At 53.3% G+C, this 16,399-nt stretch carries 18 protein-coding genes; 11 read left to right on the top strand and 7 right to left on the bottom strand.

The genetic code is table 11. The annotated features are described in order from the left end of the window. Positions 1 to 127 precede the first annotated feature (127 nt). Both trpA and ACR0DE_RS17910 read right to left on the bottom strand, forming a co-directional pair. Positions 128 to 919, bottom strand: coding sequence for a tryptophan synthase subunit alpha (trpA, locus tag ACR0DE_RS17915; RefSeq protein WP_170404505.1), 792 nt, complete (start codon positions 917 to 919; stop codon positions 128 to 130). 79 nt (positions 920 to 998) lie between these two features. Then, positions 999 to 1,484, bottom strand: coding sequence for an acyloxyacyl hydrolase (locus ACR0DE_RS17910; RefSeq protein WP_170612063.1), 486 nt, complete (start codon positions 1,482 to 1,484; stop codon positions 999 to 1,001). 202 nt (positions 1,485 to 1,686) lie between these two features. Here ACR0DE_RS17910 and ychF point away from each other — a divergent pair, with 202 nt between their 5' ends. Then, complete coding sequence (gene ychF / locus ACR0DE_RS17905; protein ID WP_170626499.1) at positions 1,687 to 2,784, top strand: redox-regulated ATPase YchF; 1,098 nt, start codon at positions 1,687 to 1,689, stop codon at positions 2,782 to 2,784. Between the two features lie 28 nt (positions 2,785 to 2,812). Here the strand turns inward: ychF and ACR0DE_RS17900 are convergent, their stop codons facing one another. Beyond that, positions 2,813 to 3,241: a DUF4275 family protein gene (locus ACR0DE_RS17900; RefSeq protein WP_480754573.1), complete on the bottom strand. Its 429-nt coding sequence runs from the start codon at positions 3,239 to 3,241 to the stop codon at positions 2,813 to 2,815. A 269-nt stretch (positions 3,242 to 3,510) separates the two neighbouring features. Between ACR0DE_RS17900 and ACR0DE_RS17895 the strand changes: the two genes are divergently transcribed. Further along, a complete protein-coding gene (locus ACR0DE_RS17895) occupies positions 3,511 to 4,392 on the top strand; it encodes a LysR family transcriptional regulator (protein ID WP_170404498.1) in 882 nt (293 codons plus the stop codon). Positions 4,393 to 4,564: 172 nt separating this feature from the next. Here ACR0DE_RS17895 and ACR0DE_RS17890 read toward each other — a convergent pair whose 3' ends face one another. Both ACR0DE_RS17890 and ACR0DE_RS17885 read right to left on the bottom strand, forming a co-directional pair. Further along, the gene (locus tag ACR0DE_RS17890; protein ID WP_480754571.1) at positions 4,565 to 5,644 is read right to left on the bottom strand and encodes a tyrosine-type recombinase/integrase; all 1,080 of its coding nucleotides are present in this window, start codon (positions 5,642 to 5,644) and stop codon (positions 4,565 to 4,567) included. After that, the gene (locus tag ACR0DE_RS17885) at positions 5,637 to 6,188 is read right to left on the bottom strand and encodes a hypothetical protein (protein ID WP_480754569.1); all 552 of its coding nucleotides are present in this window, start codon (positions 6,186 to 6,188) and stop codon (positions 5,637 to 5,639) included. Before ACR0DE_RS17885 ends, ACR0DE_RS17890 begins: the two co-directional genes overlap by 8 nt. A 114-nt stretch (positions 6,189 to 6,302) precedes the next feature. On the opposite strand from ACR0DE_RS17885, the gene ACR0DE_RS17880 reads away from it, so the two are divergent. From ACR0DE_RS17880 to ACR0DE_RS17860, 5 genes are all read left to right on the top strand, one after another. Further along, positions 6,303 to 6,536: a hypothetical protein gene (locus tag ACR0DE_RS17880; protein ID WP_480754567.1), complete on the top strand. Its 234-nt coding sequence runs from the start codon at positions 6,303 to 6,305 to the stop codon at positions 6,534 to 6,536. Continuing rightward, a complete protein-coding gene (locus ACR0DE_RS17875; RefSeq protein ID WP_480754565.1) occupies positions 6,533 to 6,841 on the top strand; it encodes a hypothetical protein in 309 nt (102 codons plus the stop codon). The genes ACR0DE_RS17880 and ACR0DE_RS17875 overlap by 4 nt, the downstream gene beginning before the upstream one ends. A gap of 11 nt (positions 6,842 to 6,852) precedes the next feature. Further along, positions 6,853 to 7,047: a hypothetical protein gene (locus tag ACR0DE_RS17870; RefSeq protein ID WP_480754563.1), complete on the top strand. Its 195-nt coding sequence runs from the start codon at positions 6,853 to 6,855 to the stop codon at positions 7,045 to 7,047. Positions 7,048 to 7,091: 44 nt separating this feature from the next. Next, a complete protein-coding gene (locus ACR0DE_RS17865; RefSeq protein WP_480754561.1) occupies positions 7,092 to 7,478 on the top strand; it encodes a ProQ/FINO family protein in 387 nt (128 codons plus the stop codon). A 352-nt stretch (positions 7,479 to 7,830) separates the two neighbouring features. After that, entirely contained in the window at positions 7,831 to 10,419 is a 2,589-nt protein-coding gene (locus ACR0DE_RS17860) for a hypothetical protein (RefSeq protein WP_480754559.1), read from the top strand. Positions 10,420 to 10,619: 200 nt separating this feature from the next. Here ACR0DE_RS17860 and ACR0DE_RS17855 read toward each other — a convergent pair whose 3' ends face one another. Continuing rightward, the gene (locus ACR0DE_RS17855; RefSeq protein ID WP_480754557.1) at positions 10,620 to 10,817 is read right to left on the bottom strand and encodes a hypothetical protein; all 198 of its coding nucleotides are present in this window, start codon (positions 10,815 to 10,817) and stop codon (positions 10,620 to 10,622) included. 75 nt (positions 10,818 to 10,892) lie between these two features. On the opposite strand from ACR0DE_RS17855, the gene ACR0DE_RS17850 reads away from it, so the two are divergent. Continuing rightward, the gene (locus ACR0DE_RS17850; RefSeq protein WP_480754555.1) at positions 10,893 to 11,132 is read left to right on the top strand and encodes a hypothetical protein; all 240 of its coding nucleotides are present in this window, start codon (positions 10,893 to 10,895) and stop codon (positions 11,130 to 11,132) included. A gap of 70 nt (positions 11,133 to 11,202) precedes the next feature. Here ACR0DE_RS17850 and ACR0DE_RS17845 read toward each other — a convergent pair whose 3' ends face one another. Then, positions 11,203 to 12,648 carry a pentapeptide repeat-containing protein gene (locus ACR0DE_RS17845; protein ID WP_480754551.1) on the bottom strand — a complete coding sequence of 482 codons (1,446 nt, stop codon included), beginning with the start codon at positions 12,646 to 12,648 and terminating at the stop codon, positions 11,203 to 11,205. A 597-nt stretch (positions 12,649 to 13,245) separates the two neighbouring features. On the opposite strand from ACR0DE_RS17845, the gene ACR0DE_RS17840 reads away from it, so the two are divergent. From ACR0DE_RS17840 to ACR0DE_RS17830, 3 genes are all read left to right on the top strand, one after another. Next, positions 13,246 to 13,617, top strand: a complete 372-nt coding sequence (locus tag ACR0DE_RS17840) for a hypothetical protein (protein WP_480754549.1) — start codon at positions 13,246 to 13,248, stop codon at positions 13,615 to 13,617. Between the two features lie 728 nt (positions 13,618 to 14,345). Then, on the top strand, positions 14,346 to 14,753 hold the full coding sequence (locus tag ACR0DE_RS17835; protein WP_480754547.1) for a hypothetical protein: 408 nt from the start codon (positions 14,346 to 14,348) through the stop codon (positions 14,751 to 14,753). Next, positions 14,750 to 16,399: a terminase TerL endonuclease subunit gene (locus ACR0DE_RS17830; protein WP_480754545.1), complete on the top strand. Its 1,650-nt coding sequence runs from the start codon at positions 14,750 to 14,752 to the stop codon at positions 16,397 to 16,399. The genes ACR0DE_RS17835 and ACR0DE_RS17830 overlap by 4 nt, the downstream gene beginning before the upstream one ends.

Below are 16,399 nucleotides of genomic sequence, written 5' to 3'. Positions count from 1 at the left end.
CCAATTATTTTGAAACACTGCAATGCCCGCTTGCTGCGGTTGGTTGCCGCGTGGCCAAAACTAAAAACACCGCAGTAGGCGGCGCGCCTGCTGCGGTGAAGAACCATCTGAAAATGGAAAGAAATTGTTAGGCGGAGTGTGCGCCATCTGACAGTGTTTTGACAAAATCCAGAACCTCGGTCACCGGTTTTCCGGAACCGATCTGGCTGACAATGGCAGATCCAACTACCGCGCCATCGGATACACTCGCGATGTTGCGAGACTTTTCTGGCGTATTGATGCCGAAACCGACGATCACGGGCAAATCAGTTGCAGCTTTGATCCGAGCGACCTCGGGCCCAACATCGGTTGCCTGCGCTTCGGCAGCACCGGTTATGCCGGTAATCGATACATAATACACAAATCCGGATGTGTTTTGCAGTACGCGAGGCAAGCGTTGGTCATCGGTCGTCGGCGTCGCCAAGCGGATGAAGTTCAGCCCTGCAGCTTGCGCGGGCAGACAAAGCTCTTCGTCCTCTTCGGGGGGCAGGTCGACGACGATCAGCCCGTCGATCCCCGCTGATTTTGCATCTGCCAGAAATTTCTCGACACCTCGGCTGTAGATCGGATTGTAATATCCCATCAGCACGATCGGTGTGGTGTCATCGGATTCACGAAAGGCGCGGGCCAAATCCAGAGTGCGTTGCAATGTCATTCCACCATCCAACGCCCGTTGGCCAGCAGCCTGAATGGTCGGGCCATCGGCCATGGGATCGGTAAAGGGCAGGCCCAACTCGATGACGTCGACACCTGCGCCGGGCAAACCCTTCACGACCTCCAGCGAAGTGTCATAGTCGGGATCTCCGGCCATGACATAAGCTACAAATGCCTTTTTGCCTTGCTTTTGCAGGGCGTCGAATTTGGCGTCAATACGGGTCATCGGAAATCCTTGCACTCGGGTTTGGACCTGATGTGCAGAAACTTTCGCTGAAAATCAATCCCGCTTGGTGGGCTTCCGATCAGAAGGCGTAATGGTATCTCAGCAAAAGTGCGTTTACGCCTGGGTTGTCTTCCTGCGTGCTGGCGTTGGATATATGAGTGATAGCGGCAGACAGTTTGTTGCCGCTTTCCAGCGTATAGCCAAGGCCCAGTAAGCTGCGTATCTGAAAACTGCCGCCCAGATCATTCAGTTCGTTGGATTCACTATAGTATCCCGGCATGACACTGCCCTCGATGAACCAACGGTTCGCAAAAGTGTAAAGCCCGATCAGGCCCGCGCCAACATGCGTGTCACCGTCGGTATCAACAGACAGGGACGCACCCCAGGTGGCGCTGAAACGGGTCGCTTCGTAGAAAGAGCGATGCTGGTATTCCAGCGAAACAATTGCCTGATCTTCGCTCTCAGCGCTGGAATAATCTGCGTAGCCTGCTCCGAAAATGATGGATTGGGCTTGTGCTGCAGTAGCGGCTGTCAGCGCAAAAGCCAGAATAACAAGGGATTTCATTTTTACCTACTATGTCCGTCGTTCGTTGGTATTGGTTTTATTGAGGAATGTAGGTGCATGTTTTCAATGGACGCAAGAACACAAATCGATGTCGATTTTGTGATGTGGCAGAATAGACTCGCGGCAGTGTTCAGGCACTTTGCCTTGCGCATTGCACCGGACCTGCCTAGAAGCGGCGCTCGAATGGTATCAGGAGGCCGTCATGGGCTTTAAAATGGGAATCGTGGGTTTGCCGAATGTTGGCAAGTCGACTCTCTTCAACGCACTGACCAAAACTGCGGCAGCTCAGGCGGCGAATTTCCCGTTCTGCACCATCGAACCCAATGTGGGGGATGTCGCCGTTCCTGATGACCGGCTGGATAAACTGGCGGCGATTGCGTCCTCGAAACAGATCATCCCGACGCGCATGACCTTTGTGGATATCGCTGGTCTGGTGAAAGGGGCCTCGAAAGGCGAGGGGCTGGGCAACCAGTTTCTGGCAAACATCCGCGAGACTGACGCGATTGCCCATGTGCTGCGTTGTTTCGAAGATGGTGACGTGACCCATGTGGATGGCCGCGTTGATCCGGTGGCCGATGCCGATACGATCGAAACCGAGCTGATGCTGGCCGATCTGGAAAGCATCGAAAAGCGTCGCGCCAATCTGGTGCGCAAGCTGAAGGGCAATGACAAAGAAGCGCAACAGCAGGACCGCCTGCTGGCCGAGGCGCAGGAGATGCTGGGAAACGGCAAGCCAGCGCGTCTGGTTGAAGTGTCTGATGAAGACGCCAAGGCATGGAAAATGCTGCAACTTCTGACCACCAAGCCGGTGCTTTATGTCTGCAACGTGTCCGAAGAAGAGGCCGCCGAAGGCAACGAGTACTCTGCCAAAGTCGCCGAGATGGCTGCCGCGCAAGGTAATGCTCATGTCATTATCAGTGCCAAGATCGAGGAAGAGATCAGCCTTCTGGAAGACGACGAGGCACAGATGTTCTTAGAGGAAATGGGTCTGGAAGAGCCCGGCCTCGACCGTCTGATCCGCGCGGGCTACGACTTGCTTAAGCTGGAAACCTATTTCACCGTCGGCCCGAAAGAGGCCCGGGCCTGGACCATCCGCACCGGCACCGCCGCACCACAGGCCGCAGGTGTCATCCACGGAGACTTTGAGAAGGGTTTCATCCGTGCCGAGACTATCGCCTATGACGACTACATCGCTGCCAATGGCGAACAAGGTGCCAAAGAGGCGGGTAAGATGCGGGCCGAAGGGAAAGGCTACATCGTCAAGGATGGCGATGTGATGCACTTTTTGTTCAACACCTGAGAAGCCACCAAAGCAGCCACTGCTCAGCTTATAACCTCGGAATTTCTGCGAAGAACGGGCCGATATCGGGTTGCTCGTGTGTGAATGCCATTGTCCACTTCATGTTGTGGTGGGCTACGTAGATATCCGCGCCAAAAGATGTGAAATCTGGATATGATTCTGAGACGCAACTATACGACCATTTGATATCTTCATCAAAGATAACATACGCGGCAGGCCACTGGTTCTTATAGGCATTTAAAGCGTCATCGCCCGCCCGCGCGATTTGAAACCCGTAACTGAAACCATGCCAGCGAAAGCGATTGTGAATCCAGGAACCGGTTGATTTCTTTACGTTCCCGGCGAATGTCTGATGCCAGCATTGAACAACCTCACCACCTTCTTTGGAATTGAGAGGATCAAAATCGACGCATTCACGCACCAAGAAGTCCTCAATTTGGTTTCTCGTAAGGTTCATGGAATAATTCGGTTCTATGTTGTTGTTAAACCGGCATATCGCGCGTTATGGCGAAGTGTCAAAACCGCTCAGGTGGCAAGATGCGATCCTGTTAGTTTCATTTGGGCTGGAACAGCAGTTCGGCAGGCTCAACCACCCGAGTATTGCATGTATCTGAAGCGCCGATCCTGTGGCAGCCAACAAATTGACGATGCTCGCATCTCGCACATTTCTCTTGTGCAGAAATGTGGTTAGTTTGGATTTTGACCTGATACTTGAGACAGCTCTAGATGATCGAAATCCGCGACCTGCAATTGCTCAGCGCATTGGCGCGGCATCGTCATTTCGCCAAGGCAGCTGAGGAATGCGGGATTTCACAGCCTGCGTTCTCGATGCGAATCCGAAACCTGGAGGATCGGCTGGGTGTCTCCATCGTTCGCCGTGCAAACCGATTTCAGGGGCTGACCGAAGAGGGCGAGATGATTGTTCAGCGCGCGCGGCGCATTCTCGACGACACCAAGGCATTGGAACAACAGGTGCTCGCTGCAAAGGGTGAGATCACCGGCACGCTTATTTTGGGTGTGATCCCTACAGCGATTGCCTTCACCGGGCGTCTTACGAAGCGATTGCGCGATGCGCATCCACGTATCGTGACCCGGATTGAAACAATGTCTGCAACGGCCATTCAGCACCGGTTGGACGAAGGAAGTCTGGATGCTGGCATCACTTATGGCGACAGTATCGGTACCGATCTACGGCAAGTGCAGCGCTTGTACGAAGAAACCTATGTCCTATTGGTCCCCTCGCATATGACCGATGAGACAGGCCCGATCCCATGGGCCCGCGTGGCCGAGTTTCCCCTGAGCCTGCTGGAACCACAGATGCAGAACCGGCGGATTCTGGATCGGATATTCGCCGAACAGGGCTTGCACCCGGATATTGTGGCCGAGACCAGCGGATTCACTGCCTCGATGGTCATGGCACGCGAGGGGCTAGCGGCCACCGTGATTCCACGCGTGCTGGTGCGGGCGCTGGGCGACCTGAAGGACACAAGGGTGCTGTCCCTGATCGAACCCGTGGTGAGCAAGCCGATTTGTCTGGCCACGCTCACTCGTGACCCGGAATTACCCACGGTCGCGGCCTTGCGCACAGTGATGGCGTCTTTGCGGTGATAAGGCGTCTGTAGTATTAATTAGCAATGCTAGACGCGCTTCGTATTTAATAACAATATTGTTGTATTCTCTATCTAGTGTTGCTTATGGTAAAGGCTGTTAGGCTCTCCGCTTTTTCCCGCCGTTTTCCCGCCGTTGTTCTTGGAATGGTCCCGCTAATAATTAGCGCCACCTACACCATCCCATCAAGCGCTTGCACAGCCTCTCGACGGTCTTCCTCGTCCGGCTTCACGTACATCAGTGTCTCTTCAATCTTGGTGTGACCCAGCAGTTGCTGAAGTGTGCGCGGATTGACACCAGCCCGGAGTGCGTTGGTGGCGAACATATGCCTGCACCCATGAACCGGCGAGAAGTTGGCAGGCAGGCCCAGTTGGTGTTTGGCGCGTTTCCCGGCACTTGAAACCGAGCTTGGAGAGCGCGGAGAGGAACCTTCACCGGGGAATACATAGCTGGCCCCACCGCCGCGTATTTTCGCCTCTCGGAGAAGATGCAGAGCAGTGGAAGAGAGCGGGATTGTCCGCTTCGCCGCCTTCGTCTTTGGTGGCCCGACAACAAGTCTTTTGCCGCTGACGTTCGTCACCACCTGCCGAACCTGGAGTTCTTGGCGGTCAAAATCAACATTTTCCCATGTCAAACCGCACAGTTCCGCCCGCCTCATGCCTGTGGCTGCTGCCAGCCGAAACAGTGGTCCGTGCTTGGTGAGGTCCGTCAGTTTCAGAAACTCGCGCATCTGCTCAAGAGGTGGCACCACGCGCTCTGCTTTGCCATCGTCGCCAGCAACCTTGGCGGCAGAGCAGGGATTGTGGGCAATCAGCTTGCGTTCTATGGCGTCTGACAGAGCCTTTGACAGAACAGCCTTGTAGGTGCGCAAACTGCTGTTCGCCACCCCGCGCTGCTTCATCGCCGCAAGCCAGAATTGAACGTCTTGTGTGTCAACCTTTGCCAACGGCACCCTGCCGATGTGTCGGTCTATGTCCGCGATGATGGGACGATACTTGGCGGCTGTGACTGGCCGAATCAGGCCCATTGTTTCTTGGTTTTCGATCCAGTCCCGCAAATATTTGCCCAGTGTGCCCTTGGCCGTTGTGCCGCCCTGTAGTTCTCGCCGTGCGGCTTCGGCCCTGGCTTCGGCATAGGTGGCGAACGTGGCGGAGGGGGCGTGAACTCGGGAACCATCGGGCAGGGTCTTTTCTGACTTCACCCGCCAGCGTGGCTTGCCTGATTTTGTCTTCGTGCGTTCGATGCTAGGCATTTTCGCCTCCTGTTTCGTTTTGCAGGTCGCGGTTGCGCCGATATTGAGCGCCAGATTTGCAACTTGGCCCGCACCAAGCAGCCGATGACCGCTTGGGAACGATGTGGCGGTCGCAATATCCGCAACGCTTGATGCCTTTGCCTTCGCCTATGGTGTGCAGTCCGGACACGACGATTGCCGTCAATGGGTCATTGGTTTCCGGCCTGTACTGTCCGTTCTTTGTGTGCAGCCAGTGGAGGTGGTCAATTATCAGCGCCGGAGCAGCGTCGAGAGCGAGTTCTGCGTTGAGCGGGACCAGTTCTGGCGTATAGGCGCTGGCGAGGGTTTTACAGGCGTGGACAACGCTCTCCGCGTGCCCCAGTTCTATGTGTTCAAAATCGCCCGTATCAATCACCTCGGCTATGGCCGCGACCAAGGCTCCGATCTGGGCTTCTGTTTCGGGTTCAAAGGTGCCGACGAGGTAGTGCAGTGCCCTGAACCGCAACTCGTGGTTCTTGGCGTCTGCGATTTCTCGCAAGATGGCCTGTTGTCGTTTCTCTATCATCTGTATTCCTGCAATGTACGCTAACGCTCATCTTTTTTAGTATAGGGGTTTACCGGGGAAGTAAAGTTATAGTATAGGAAGCTATACCGTTATGGAGCTGTATTGGAGTATAATATGAATATGGTGGTGGAAACACCGGCGGTAGACCCAAACCGGGAATATACGCCCAAGGAAGCGGCTGCGGCCTTGAATCTGAATGTAAGCTTTGTGCTGTTTCTGATGCGGCAGCGCCACTTGGAGTTCGTTGAATACGGACCGCGCACCAAGCGCATCCGTGGGCAGGTGATCATTGATTACCGAGACCGAAACACCAAGCACGTGATCGGCGGCGGGGGTGATGCTGGATGACCGACTTTGAAAAGGAAATCCAAAACGGGTTCTTACAGCGATGGCTTAAGAACGGCGATGAAATCTGCTGGCGGATTCATCTCATCGTGACGCCTGATGATCCGAATACGATTGAAGACGACGAGGTGGCGGTGGAAGCCTTTGGCCCCACTCCGGAGTCAGCGTTGGCGCTGGCAAAGAACAAGACCAAGGCCGCGCATGTACAGGACCGCGCTCCAGATGACTTGGCTACACTCGAAGACTTGGAGACAGGTCCGGGTTCCATCTACCACCGCCTGCATTACGGCAGTGCTGGAGTTCAGTAGCGATGAGGGCAATGACATTGCGCGACGAAGAACTGATTGGTGCGGTCAGATATGCTGCCAGGAACGGTTATGGCCTCAAGGTCGAAAGCAAATCAGAACTGCGCACTGTTGAGGCTATCTCAAAAGCACTGGAAGTGGACGTTCGTTTTCTGGTCTTCAATCCGGTGACCGAAGCCTATGACCCGGTTGCTAGGGGCGAGAAATGAACCGCCCAGTGCTAAAACATCCGTCAACGGTTCGCAAAGAGGCGGTGGCTGAACGGGAAAAGCGGGAAGCCGCAGAAAAGAAGGCACGGATCAAAGCCACGCTGGCTGAGTTCCGTAAGCAATACCCGGTTGTGCTCAATGCTGATGCTCCGTTGCCTTTGGTTATCCGCGTCACTGAACTGCTGTTCGCTGCGTACCCACACATATCGCGGTCGCTGGTTCGCAAGTCGATTCAACATTGGTGTCGGCGCATCGAATACCACCGTGCAGTTGCCGAGGAAGATTCACAACGGTTCGCGCTCGATGGTTCTGTCGTTGAACCCGTTGAACCCGACCACCGGCAACGCGCGGTGAAAATTGTCACCAAGCACGACGAATATTGGGAACGCAGGAAGAAGCGCAAACCCCATGTGGTGAAGCGCAAACCCTGAGCCTAGTCGGAAGCAATGAGACACGCTAAAGTTGTAGGGTCCGAAAATGATTGATCCCCGCATCTGTGACGACCGGGGACCAATACAACAAGAGACAGACTAGCTGATATGCCCCAAGTTCATACGAAATATACCGCTAACGGCCCAAAAGTAAAAGGCTGTTTGCCGTGTGTTTTAAGCACGATAGCAGCTGAGTACAGAGCTACAGGATTAAAGAAAAGAACCCACGACCGGATAAACAGTCGTGGGCCCAATTTTCACGTAATCTTGTGGTGGTGTACAACCAGAAGTAGTTTAGCTGCGCCTATGGCCGGAGTAAACCCCCACGCCGAAAAATATAGGGGGAAATCCTGTGCCTCAGAAAAAGAGCGATCGCCGTATCAAAGACCCGCAGCTTCGGGACGACTACACCAATGAAGAATTCCTGGGTGTGGTCAACTCGGGTAAACAAGACCTGACGCATTGCCCGGTTGCCGAACATCCTGATTTATCACCATCACTTCTGGTTCGCCCCGGCAAAGAACCGGGAACCGCACACGCCAAGTGCCTGGTTGGATGCCCGCACAACGCGGTGAAGCGCGCACTGATAGACCGACTGGGTATCGCGGAAGAACTGATTGCCGACAATTGGAGGTACGAAGAAAAACCTCCGCTTGAGCCTTGGCCCTCTGTCTTAGAGACCCCAACGCAATACCTCGGGTTTCCTGTCGTCGCCCGTTACAAATACTTGGACCTCGAAGGTGAGCACGTTGGGTGGATGCTTCGGTACGAGTTGCCGCCGAGCGAGAAAAACCCGGAAGGCGGTAAGGCATTCGTTCCCTGTCGTTTGGTGAATGGCAGCGTTGAGTTTGTCGGGTTTCCGCCGGGTTCGGTGTTTTACAATTGGCCGAGTGTCGTCGGGAGAACAACAAAGCGGTTCCACGAAGGCGAAAAGGCTGTCGATGCTGCCCAGCAACTATGGCCGGAAGATGCCAACCTGACCGGACCCAACGGTGCTGGTTCGGTGAATTCTTGGCCTTACGATCATATGTTCGACAAGTGGGTAAAACCGGGCGACCGGCTCGTGTTGCACATGGATGCTGGACCGGCTGGTGACGAAATGGGGGCAAAGCTTGTCAGGAACATCCGCCTTTACTGGGACGGAGAATTGTTCGCCATTGATACCACCGGACTCCCAAACGGATACGATGCTGCCGACATATTGGCTGAAGGTAAAGATCCAGTGCTGTGGGAGCAGGAACGGTCGCGTGAGATACCGTTTGGTCAAGGGTACAATGGTAAATACGACAACAACCAAGTACAGGACCGGGTGAGGCAGCTCATCAGCAAAAGCCCGTCTGACGTTGAATCGGGACTGCAAGAAATCAAAAACTTGATCAGCCCTGTTGTGCGCCTCGGTATTGGTGTGCTGCGACAAGAGTTCCGCAACGTTCGGCGCCAAGAACAAGATATTTCCGACTTTGGCCGGGCGATTGCCGAACTGGTTCTCGAGAAGGATTTTGCTGCGGGTGAACACCTGATGCACCTAACCGATGGCAATTTCTGGCATTTCAACGGTCGCCATTGGATCGCGATGCAAGAACAGACGGTCAAGACAATCGTGCAGAACCGGGTGGAAAGCGAGAATATTGATCTCGGCGACGCCAAGCTGAAGACCATGGTGGCCGACGCCACCGAACTCCTGCGCAATGTTGTACACCGAGCCGACGACGTTCTGGGTTTTCTTTTGCCACCGCCGAATGTCCTTTGCCTGCTGAACGGGGAACTTGACCTGTCGTCGGATGTTCGTGAACTGCGGCCACACGACCCAAAGTCGTATCTGCGTATTCCCATCGACGTGGAATACGACCCAGACGCTACCAGCCCGGTTTGGGACAAATTTGTACAGCAGGTTATGCGGCCCGAAACAGACCGCTGCGCAATCAAAGACGAAGATGACCGCTACAAGGTCATTTGGGACGACGAAAAGAAGCAATACCGGGAACGCACGGAAGATGAGGTGGCAGCAATTGCCAAAGACCGGGCAAGGCACCTCGAAGAACTCATGTCAGAAGCGATTTCGCCTCGCAAGATTGTGCAGGGTTGCTTTGTGTTGTCTGTCGGCGAAGGCTCGAACGGCAAAACTCAAGTCGTAAAGCTGATCGAAAACATGTCTGGTTTAGGCTGTTATGCCGGAACATTGGAAAGCGTGTTTGCCAACAACTTCAGTTCGAGTGCACTGGTCGGAGTGTCTAACCTAATCGACGACGATTACGACCTCAGGCAACAGATACCGGAGGCGAAGCTGAAGAAGGTATCTGAACGCAAGCGCATGGATGGCGAGATAAAGAACGGAAAGAAATATCAGTTTATCGCGGAAGTCACTCCATGGCTCAATGCCCAGGATTTCCCTGCGGCTGGTGATAACTCCTATGGGTTTCTGCGCAGGGCCAATGTCGTTTCGTTCCAGCAACACTACACGTTGCCGCGTGACCTTGAAAAGGAAGCGAAGCAGCTTGGGTACAAAGACGGGAAAGCCTCGATCAAAGCAGGCGCGATTGTACTGACCGACGACAAGATGGAAGCAAAGCTAAAGGCCGAACGATCAGGCATCCTTAATCGGTTGTTGGATGCTCGGGAACGCCTTGCGCGTCGTGGCGGGTTTAGGGAACCAAAACTAAACACCGATGATCGTGAACTGTGGACTGTTGCTGGCAACACAGTAATTGCCTATGCGAAAGCCGAACTCGTGGAGCAACCCGGCGAACACACCCTGCTAACCAGCTTCAAAGACGACTACAGAATGTGGTGCATCGGCAATAGCTACAAAGCCAAGGGCGAACGAAAGATACGCAAAGACCTCGAACGAGCAGGATACACCATAACCGATACCGATGGTCGTCCGTACCTGAGGAACCACAAGACCCGGAAGAAGGTGGAAATAGAGAAACACAAGGATTGAGGGGTGAGTAGCCTTAAGAGCCCTAATTTCTGTCTTACTAATATATAGGGAAGGTAGGGTTTTTTGTATTCTAAAAAATACCCTTTTTCCTTATGCATTAGATTTTAGAGATTAAGGCTCTTAAGGCTACTCGACCACGTATAGAGGTTTAGTGTTTTGGGGGTCGCATACCCGTATAGCGGTACGGCCTTTACTTCGGCCTAAATCACGTTCGGCGCATCGCCCAGCGCAAGCAGTAAAAGGATAGCCAGCAGAGGTGATCCGACCAGACTGATCCCCAGCCAAATCCATGGGTTCCGTCTGCGTCTTTCCGCCATCTGCCACGGCAGGATGAAGTACAACCAGACCACGAACACGAGCATGGCGATAGCGAGGATGGGAGATAGAATGCTTTCCATGGCTGCACGCTATTAACGGGATATGCGATTGGCAAGTTCTTGTTTGGCAGCGAGAACAAAGATAGAACATTCAGTATGAGCACGACTACAGACGAACCCGACGCCATGCCTGACTCCATGCCTGGTTCTGGGTGGCCCATGACCATCCCGTATGACCTGCGCTGTGCGTTGGAGTCTGCCCGAGACGTCCGCTATTCTCGTTCGCCGCAGGATGATTGGGCAGTGATCCGGGAGTGGTTGGTGGCGCACGGTGTGGCTGCGCCCGACCATGAGTTGCCGACCGAGCCGGAGAAGTTCGGGTTGTTGAATGACTGACGACCATTACCGCAGTGCGCCGTATGCCATGAGGGTCTGTACTCCCCAAAAGAGGGGCAAATGTGAGCCTTTACGGATCAAACAATTCGGCTCCACCCTGTTCGATTTCTTCTTTAGACTTTGAATGCCCCGAAAACTTTGTGGAATTTACAAGGTTCGAATTGAACGGGTGGGCAAATAATCTCACACGCTTTGCCATTCGAGTTGTACTCGCACCTCCTCCGTGTTGAACGCGTTCCATCAGTTGTACGCCAGTTTCGGGAACCCATGTCGCGCTAATCCCAAGGCCCTTCATTGAATGCGCACTAATTTCTCCATCACGAATGTCGCACATTGAAAAGTGAGTGTCGTTCATCTGCTCAACGCGGAAACTGGCCCTACGAGCCGTGACCGAGAAATGTGATCCGGTCATATCCGAGCCATCGAACATGCCCCCAGAGCAGTCACAATCAAAGAAATAGCATCCAGACATTCGTTTGATATTTCCAGCATTTACACATTCTAGCCTTGATCCCCTAAATGCGGTTTTTGTTAAATCAGCCCCATTGATCGATGCGCCTACTAACGAGCAGTTGAAAAACGTTGCGTTTGACAAATCTGAATTCTCCAAATCCACTCCATCCAGTTGGCAACCCTCAAACCACGCTCCTGCTAAATTTGCACCGCGTAGGTTGGCCCGCTGTAGGTTTGCACCTGAAAACATGAGGGTCTGAGTGTTTGATACATCCCGATCCCCTGCGTATCGTTTTATGGTTCTAACTATCACCTCAATCGCAGCACGTGTATCTGGTCTCGGTTTTTTCAGTTTATGGGCCCAGCTTCGCCCCAAGCCAATTGAACCTCCACGAAACCGCTCATTGATGCCTGGTTCCGGATCTTCGTCGCTGAATCGTTCCATTGGCGGATAGGGAAAAGTCTCTGGAATGTAGTGGTTATTACTGACATAGGCGCAAAGAATTTCGAAAATTTGCTCTCGATCATTTGCGCTCTCGTTAGCAACGCGTTCCAGTGCGTAGATTGACCCGATGCGAACCTCTAGGTTTGGTAAGGTTAGCTCGTCAAAAATCGGTTTCTTTAAATCCACCTTCCCGTCACTGCTATTTTCATAAAGCAGTTTTCCTAAATTATTCGTCCGATGACGCTTGACAGTCTTCTCAGCACCAAGACCTTGTACTGATTGGTTGATGCGGTCTGTGATATGGCCTTGTTCGGCAACGTTGGCTTGAAGTTGAGCGACTCTAGCCCGCCAAATAAGAAATGGTGCGCCGAAGACTGCCACCAGAAACAGACCAAAGTTGCGAATAGCCTCATCGGTGCTTAGTCCGTCATATGGTCCGAAACGAAACACCGCTTCAATGAAGCCCCAGAGTGCACCAGCAATGCCGACAGTCAAAACGCCGAAAATCAAAAGAAGAATAAGCCCTAAGATACGGCCAACACACGGAGACTTTGAGGGATCAAATTGAAAATAGGGCCAAAGCCACTCGACAACCGTTGGCCGTTGATCTTTAGACATATTAACCTCTCATAATCCTAGCAACAATCGCCCCCAGGCATATGATTTGGCAAGAGTTTCAGATTGAATCGGGTTCAAGTGTTGCTGCATTGATGTTGTGACCACCTTAGACACGTTGCTCCGAGGCTGCTCGTACCGGGTCGGCCACAAGGGGTTGGGGGTGTCCAGCGAACATCGCAACGGGGCAGCTCCGCCGCGCTGGGGTTCGGTTTATAAAAAATACGCTATTTCGCAGTCGACACAGAACCGGCCTTTCACTCCGGACGCAGAGAATGACAGGTTAGAGCCCAAAATACCGAATGTTGCGCTTCGCACCAGCGCCCGCTGGACAAAGCCGCTATCAGAGAACCGTGTTTTGACACCGATAGAATCACAAAATGCACCTTGGAATTGATTAAGGCCGCTTCTCGCTCAATCAATTCAAATGCAGGTCTGATGTCTGATTAACTCGTGCGCCAGGCAGAGTCCTGCGGGAGGTACTCGCCAAATGGTCTTGAAGGTATTATTGTTTAGCAGGACCCAGTTCGAACTACGAGCGACGCATAACGGCGCGGAAAGGCTGGTTCCGTTTGGAACTGAAAATTTAGGAGCAAATTTATGGCCGATTATCCACTTCACATAAGGCACGGAACACAAAGAAAAATTTACGTATCGATTGGTTTGAAGGTACGTGTGTGTTTCTCGTTTAAAAACTCCAATGGCGAGCCAGCCAGGGTACACATGCATCGATTTGCAGACCGACGAGGAAAAGACTTGGACATTCATGTTGGAGGGCGATGTCTGAACTCCAAGGGGTTCACTTACGAAGTTTTTGCCAGGGCTTTGGATGAAGATGTGTACGCTGACGTTACTAGCGAAGAAGCTAAGCCGTTCGACGATGAATCAGAAGTGATCTGGGAAGATATTGAAGAACATGAACCAATCTCAATCACTATCCCTTCCGGTGGTTCAACCAGAAATGCCACGTAATCCCTGTTTTCTTGGCTTTTGGGCTACGCGAACTAATCTACGCTTCATTTGGTTGCTTGCTCTTTTCGGATTGGCGATAGCGCCGTCTAGAGTTCTTGCAAGCGATTGCCTTGGGAGAACTTTGCTAGTGGGCACAATAAATGCTGGCCCACAGCACCCACACCACGACATATTGCTTTTTTTCGACAGCAACGAAGCCTTTGTGGGCAGATTTAGAGAACATAGCGTGAAAAGTCATCTTCGTCGCGGTACTGTTTCGCGTTTATCCTGTTCCAGCAATGTCGTTACTTTACACATCAAGATTCCTGAAGTGGCTGAATACTATTGCAGCGGTCCCGTCGTAGGTACAGATGAAGATGGTTACACTGTTACTGCTCTTATGTGTCCTGGGCGGAATGGTAGTTATAATATCATAGCCGGAACTTTCTTCCGCAAGTAAATTAAAGGGGCATCCCAGGACTTGCTTTGGCAAGTGAGACCGGCAGTCCTCGTCCCTTGATTGGGTGTGTGCTATTGGTCCGAATCAACCTTTGTAACGCCGCTAAAGCCGACCTCAGCGCATCTGAAACGAACGGTTGATTTGGCCGCACAGCCCCTTTACCAACAAGTCTACCGAATATCTGCATTCAGTCATTCGGTGTTTTCACAATATCCTGTGTTCTCACTGTTTCAATTTATCTAATATTTCTAGGGATTTATCGGCAGCCAGTCCCGGTTATACTTCGTCTATGACAGACAAAGTGATCCCCATATCTGGCAACCAAGGCAAGCAGAGCAAGGTCACGTTATGCCCGCCTGATTTGACGGGTCGCTGGGCCACCGCATTCCAAGACCTCGCCGACATCGTTTCCACTCAGTCAGGTTTGGTGCCTGCCGACGGTGAGATGATCGCTGCTGTTGTGCGAAGCCAGCGCCGTGCGCTACTGCACGAAACCCTCGCTATTGACGCCTTGCAGGCCAAAGACATGGAAGAATTCGCAGCGCAATCGAGGTTGGCGAACTCCGCAGCGAGTTCGGTTCGCGCTGGGCTGACGCAGTTAAAGGCGCATCCCGGCATTCGGGCTGGTCGGGCCGCAAAGGCAAAGATGGGCGAAATGGCATTGGAATCCGACGACGATTGGAGAGACCTGCTATGAACACCGACCATTCGCCAACAGCCTGTTTGGACTGGCAAGAGCGACTGAAACGCGGTGAGATGCCAATCACCCTTGAGCGACTGCCGATCAACACCGAACAGGCGGTGAAATTTGGCAAGCGGGTGGACCGCCTTCGGGTTCCCGACATCATCGGACAGCCGACCTTTGGTTCGTTGCCATCGTCCAAGTGGTTGCGAACGGTCGGTCAGGCGATTTGGGGCGACGACACCATTCGCGAAGCGCTGATTTGCGTGGGCAAGAAAAATGCCAAGACCGCCGGTGGCGCATTGTTGTTTCTGAGCGCGTTCATCGGCAACAGGAAGCCGCAGGCCAGCTTTACCATTCTCTCTCCGACGGTGCGGATCAGCCAGAACACTTTTGACATTATCAGCGGTGCTATCCGGGCGGATGAAAGCCTGAAACGTGCGTTTCATATCCGTGATAGCATCAAAGAAATTGAACGGTTATCGGACGGTTCGAAACTGGGGATTAAGCCTTTAGATGCCGGTGCTGTAGCGGGCATAAAAGGTTCGATATTGCTGGACGAACTTTGGTTGGCCGGGGAAATTGCGGCGTCTGACCGGTTACGGGCGCAACTCCGGGGTGCGTTGGCTGCGGACGAACACGCAAAAATCGTCTATATTACGACCGTTAGTGACAGCCTGCCGCGCGGAATGTTTTCGCACCTGCTGCAATATGCCAGACAGGTTCGTGAAGGAGAAATAGACGACCCAACATTCCTGCCGTGCCTCTATGAGCCGTGGGACGGACTGGACCCGACCAAGGACGAGAGTTCGTGGCCGAAAATTCTGCCCAGCTTTCCGAATATTTCTGACACCCAGTTTTATCGCCGAACCATTCAGTCGGCTGTAGACGCTGGCCCAGCATCGGTTCAGATTATGAAGTCTCAGTTCTTTAACATGCAGCCGGAGAAGAACCTGAAAACACAGGGCTGGACCGTGGCCGAGAAGTGGGACCGGGTCGCGACCGAGCCGATACCCTTGGACGCATTGCTGGAGCGTTCGGAACTGGTGGCGCTGGGCGTCGACCTTGGGGGAAGTCGAGATTGGACCAGCCTCGCCGCCATTGGCGTGGATAAAGATGACAACTGGATGGCGTGGGCTCAGAGTTGGTGCTTTCAGGAAAGCTACGATTATCATAAGAAAGAACAGACCAACCTCGACCGCTTCATTGAGCATGGTGATCTGCGGATCGTGGAGCCAGGACAAGACTTGGTTGAAATCCTAGACATAATGGACCGCGTTCGTGATGCCGGAAAGTTCCACGGGTTGGGGATGGACCCCTATGCTGGCAGCAGCCTTTATGATCCCGCCGAGCAACGCGGCTACGAAATCGAAGGCGACAAGCCGGACATTTTGGCAATCCGTCAGACGATCCAGGGTCTCAACGCGCCTATCCAGCGCCTTGAAAGGCAGATGTTGGAAGGCAAACTGGTCGCGGACAGTGGTCCCGCGCTGGCATGGTGCATCAGCAACGCGATCATGACGCAGGTTGGTACGAACACGAAGCTGGAACGCGAGGTGGACGGTGGCAAGATCGACGCTTTGGCTGCGCTGATTGATGCCGCTGGAATGCTGGTTATGCGCCGCCCGCGTGTGGTGGACGCCATGGCGATGATCGGGTGA

The sequence above is a fragment of the Ruegeria sp. C10 genome (genome assembly GCF_056537805.1).
The sequence above is the reverse complement of the archived record's forward strand: the minus strand, read 5'-3'. Positions and strand labels throughout refer to the sequence as shown.

What these genes read in the sequence shown, in the direction of transcription:
- ychF (WP_170626499.1), top strand. Translation starts at nt 1,687, where the DNA reads ATGGGCTTTAAAATGGGAATCGTGGGTTTGCCGAATGTTGGCAAGTCG.
- ACR0DE_RS17910 (WP_170612063.1), bottom strand. Translation starts at nt 1,484, where the DNA reads ATGAAATCCCTTGTTATTCTGGCTTTTGCGCTGACAGCCGCTACTGCA.
- ACR0DE_RS17830 (WP_480754545.1), top strand. Translation starts at nt 14,750, where the DNA reads ATGAACACCGACCATTCGCCAACAGCCTGTTTGGACTGGCAAGAGCGA.
- ACR0DE_RS17895 (WP_170404498.1), top strand. Translation starts at nt 3,511, where the DNA reads ATGATCGAAATCCGCGACCTGCAATTGCTCAGCGCATTGGCGCGGCAT.
- ACR0DE_RS17855 (WP_480754557.1), bottom strand. Translation starts at nt 10,817, where the DNA reads ATGGAAAGCATTCTATCTCCCATCCTCGCTATCGCCATGCTCGTGTTC.
- ACR0DE_RS17880 (WP_480754567.1), top strand. Translation starts at nt 6,303, where the DNA reads ATGAATATGGTGGTGGAAACACCGGCGGTAGACCCAAACCGGGAATAT.
- trpA (WP_170404505.1), bottom strand. Translation starts at nt 919, where the DNA reads ATGACCCGTATTGACGCCAAATTCGACGCCCTGCAAAAGCAAGGCAAA.
- ACR0DE_RS17835 (WP_480754547.1), top strand. Translation starts at nt 14,346, where the DNA reads ATGACAGACAAAGTGATCCCCATATCTGGCAACCAAGGCAAGCAGAGC.
- ACR0DE_RS17885 (WP_480754569.1), bottom strand. Translation starts at nt 6,188, where the DNA reads ATGATAGAGAAACGACAACAGGCCATCTTGCGAGAAATCGCAGACGCC.
- ACR0DE_RS17890 (WP_480754571.1), bottom strand. Translation starts at nt 5,644, where the DNA reads ATGCCTAGCATCGAACGCACGAAGACAAAATCAGGCAAGCCACGCTGG.
- ACR0DE_RS17845 (WP_480754551.1), bottom strand. Translation starts at nt 12,648, where the DNA reads ATGTCTAAAGATCAACGGCCAACGGTTGTCGAGTGGCTTTGGCCCTAT.
- ACR0DE_RS17850 (WP_480754555.1), top strand. Translation starts at nt 10,893, where the DNA reads ATGAGCACGACTACAGACGAACCCGACGCCATGCCTGACTCCATGCCT.
- ACR0DE_RS17870 (WP_480754563.1), top strand. Translation starts at nt 6,853, where the DNA reads ATGACATTGCGCGACGAAGAACTGATTGGTGCGGTCAGATATGCTGCC.
- ACR0DE_RS17900 (WP_480754573.1), bottom strand. Translation starts at nt 3,241, where the DNA reads ATGAACCTTACGAGAAACCAAATTGAGGACTTCTTGGTGCGTGAATGC.
- ACR0DE_RS17875 (WP_480754565.1), top strand. Translation starts at nt 6,533, where the DNA reads ATGACCGACTTTGAAAAGGAAATCCAAAACGGGTTCTTACAGCGATGG.
- ACR0DE_RS17840 (WP_480754549.1), top strand. Translation starts at nt 13,246, where the DNA reads ATGGCCGATTATCCACTTCACATAAGGCACGGAACACAAAGAAAAATT.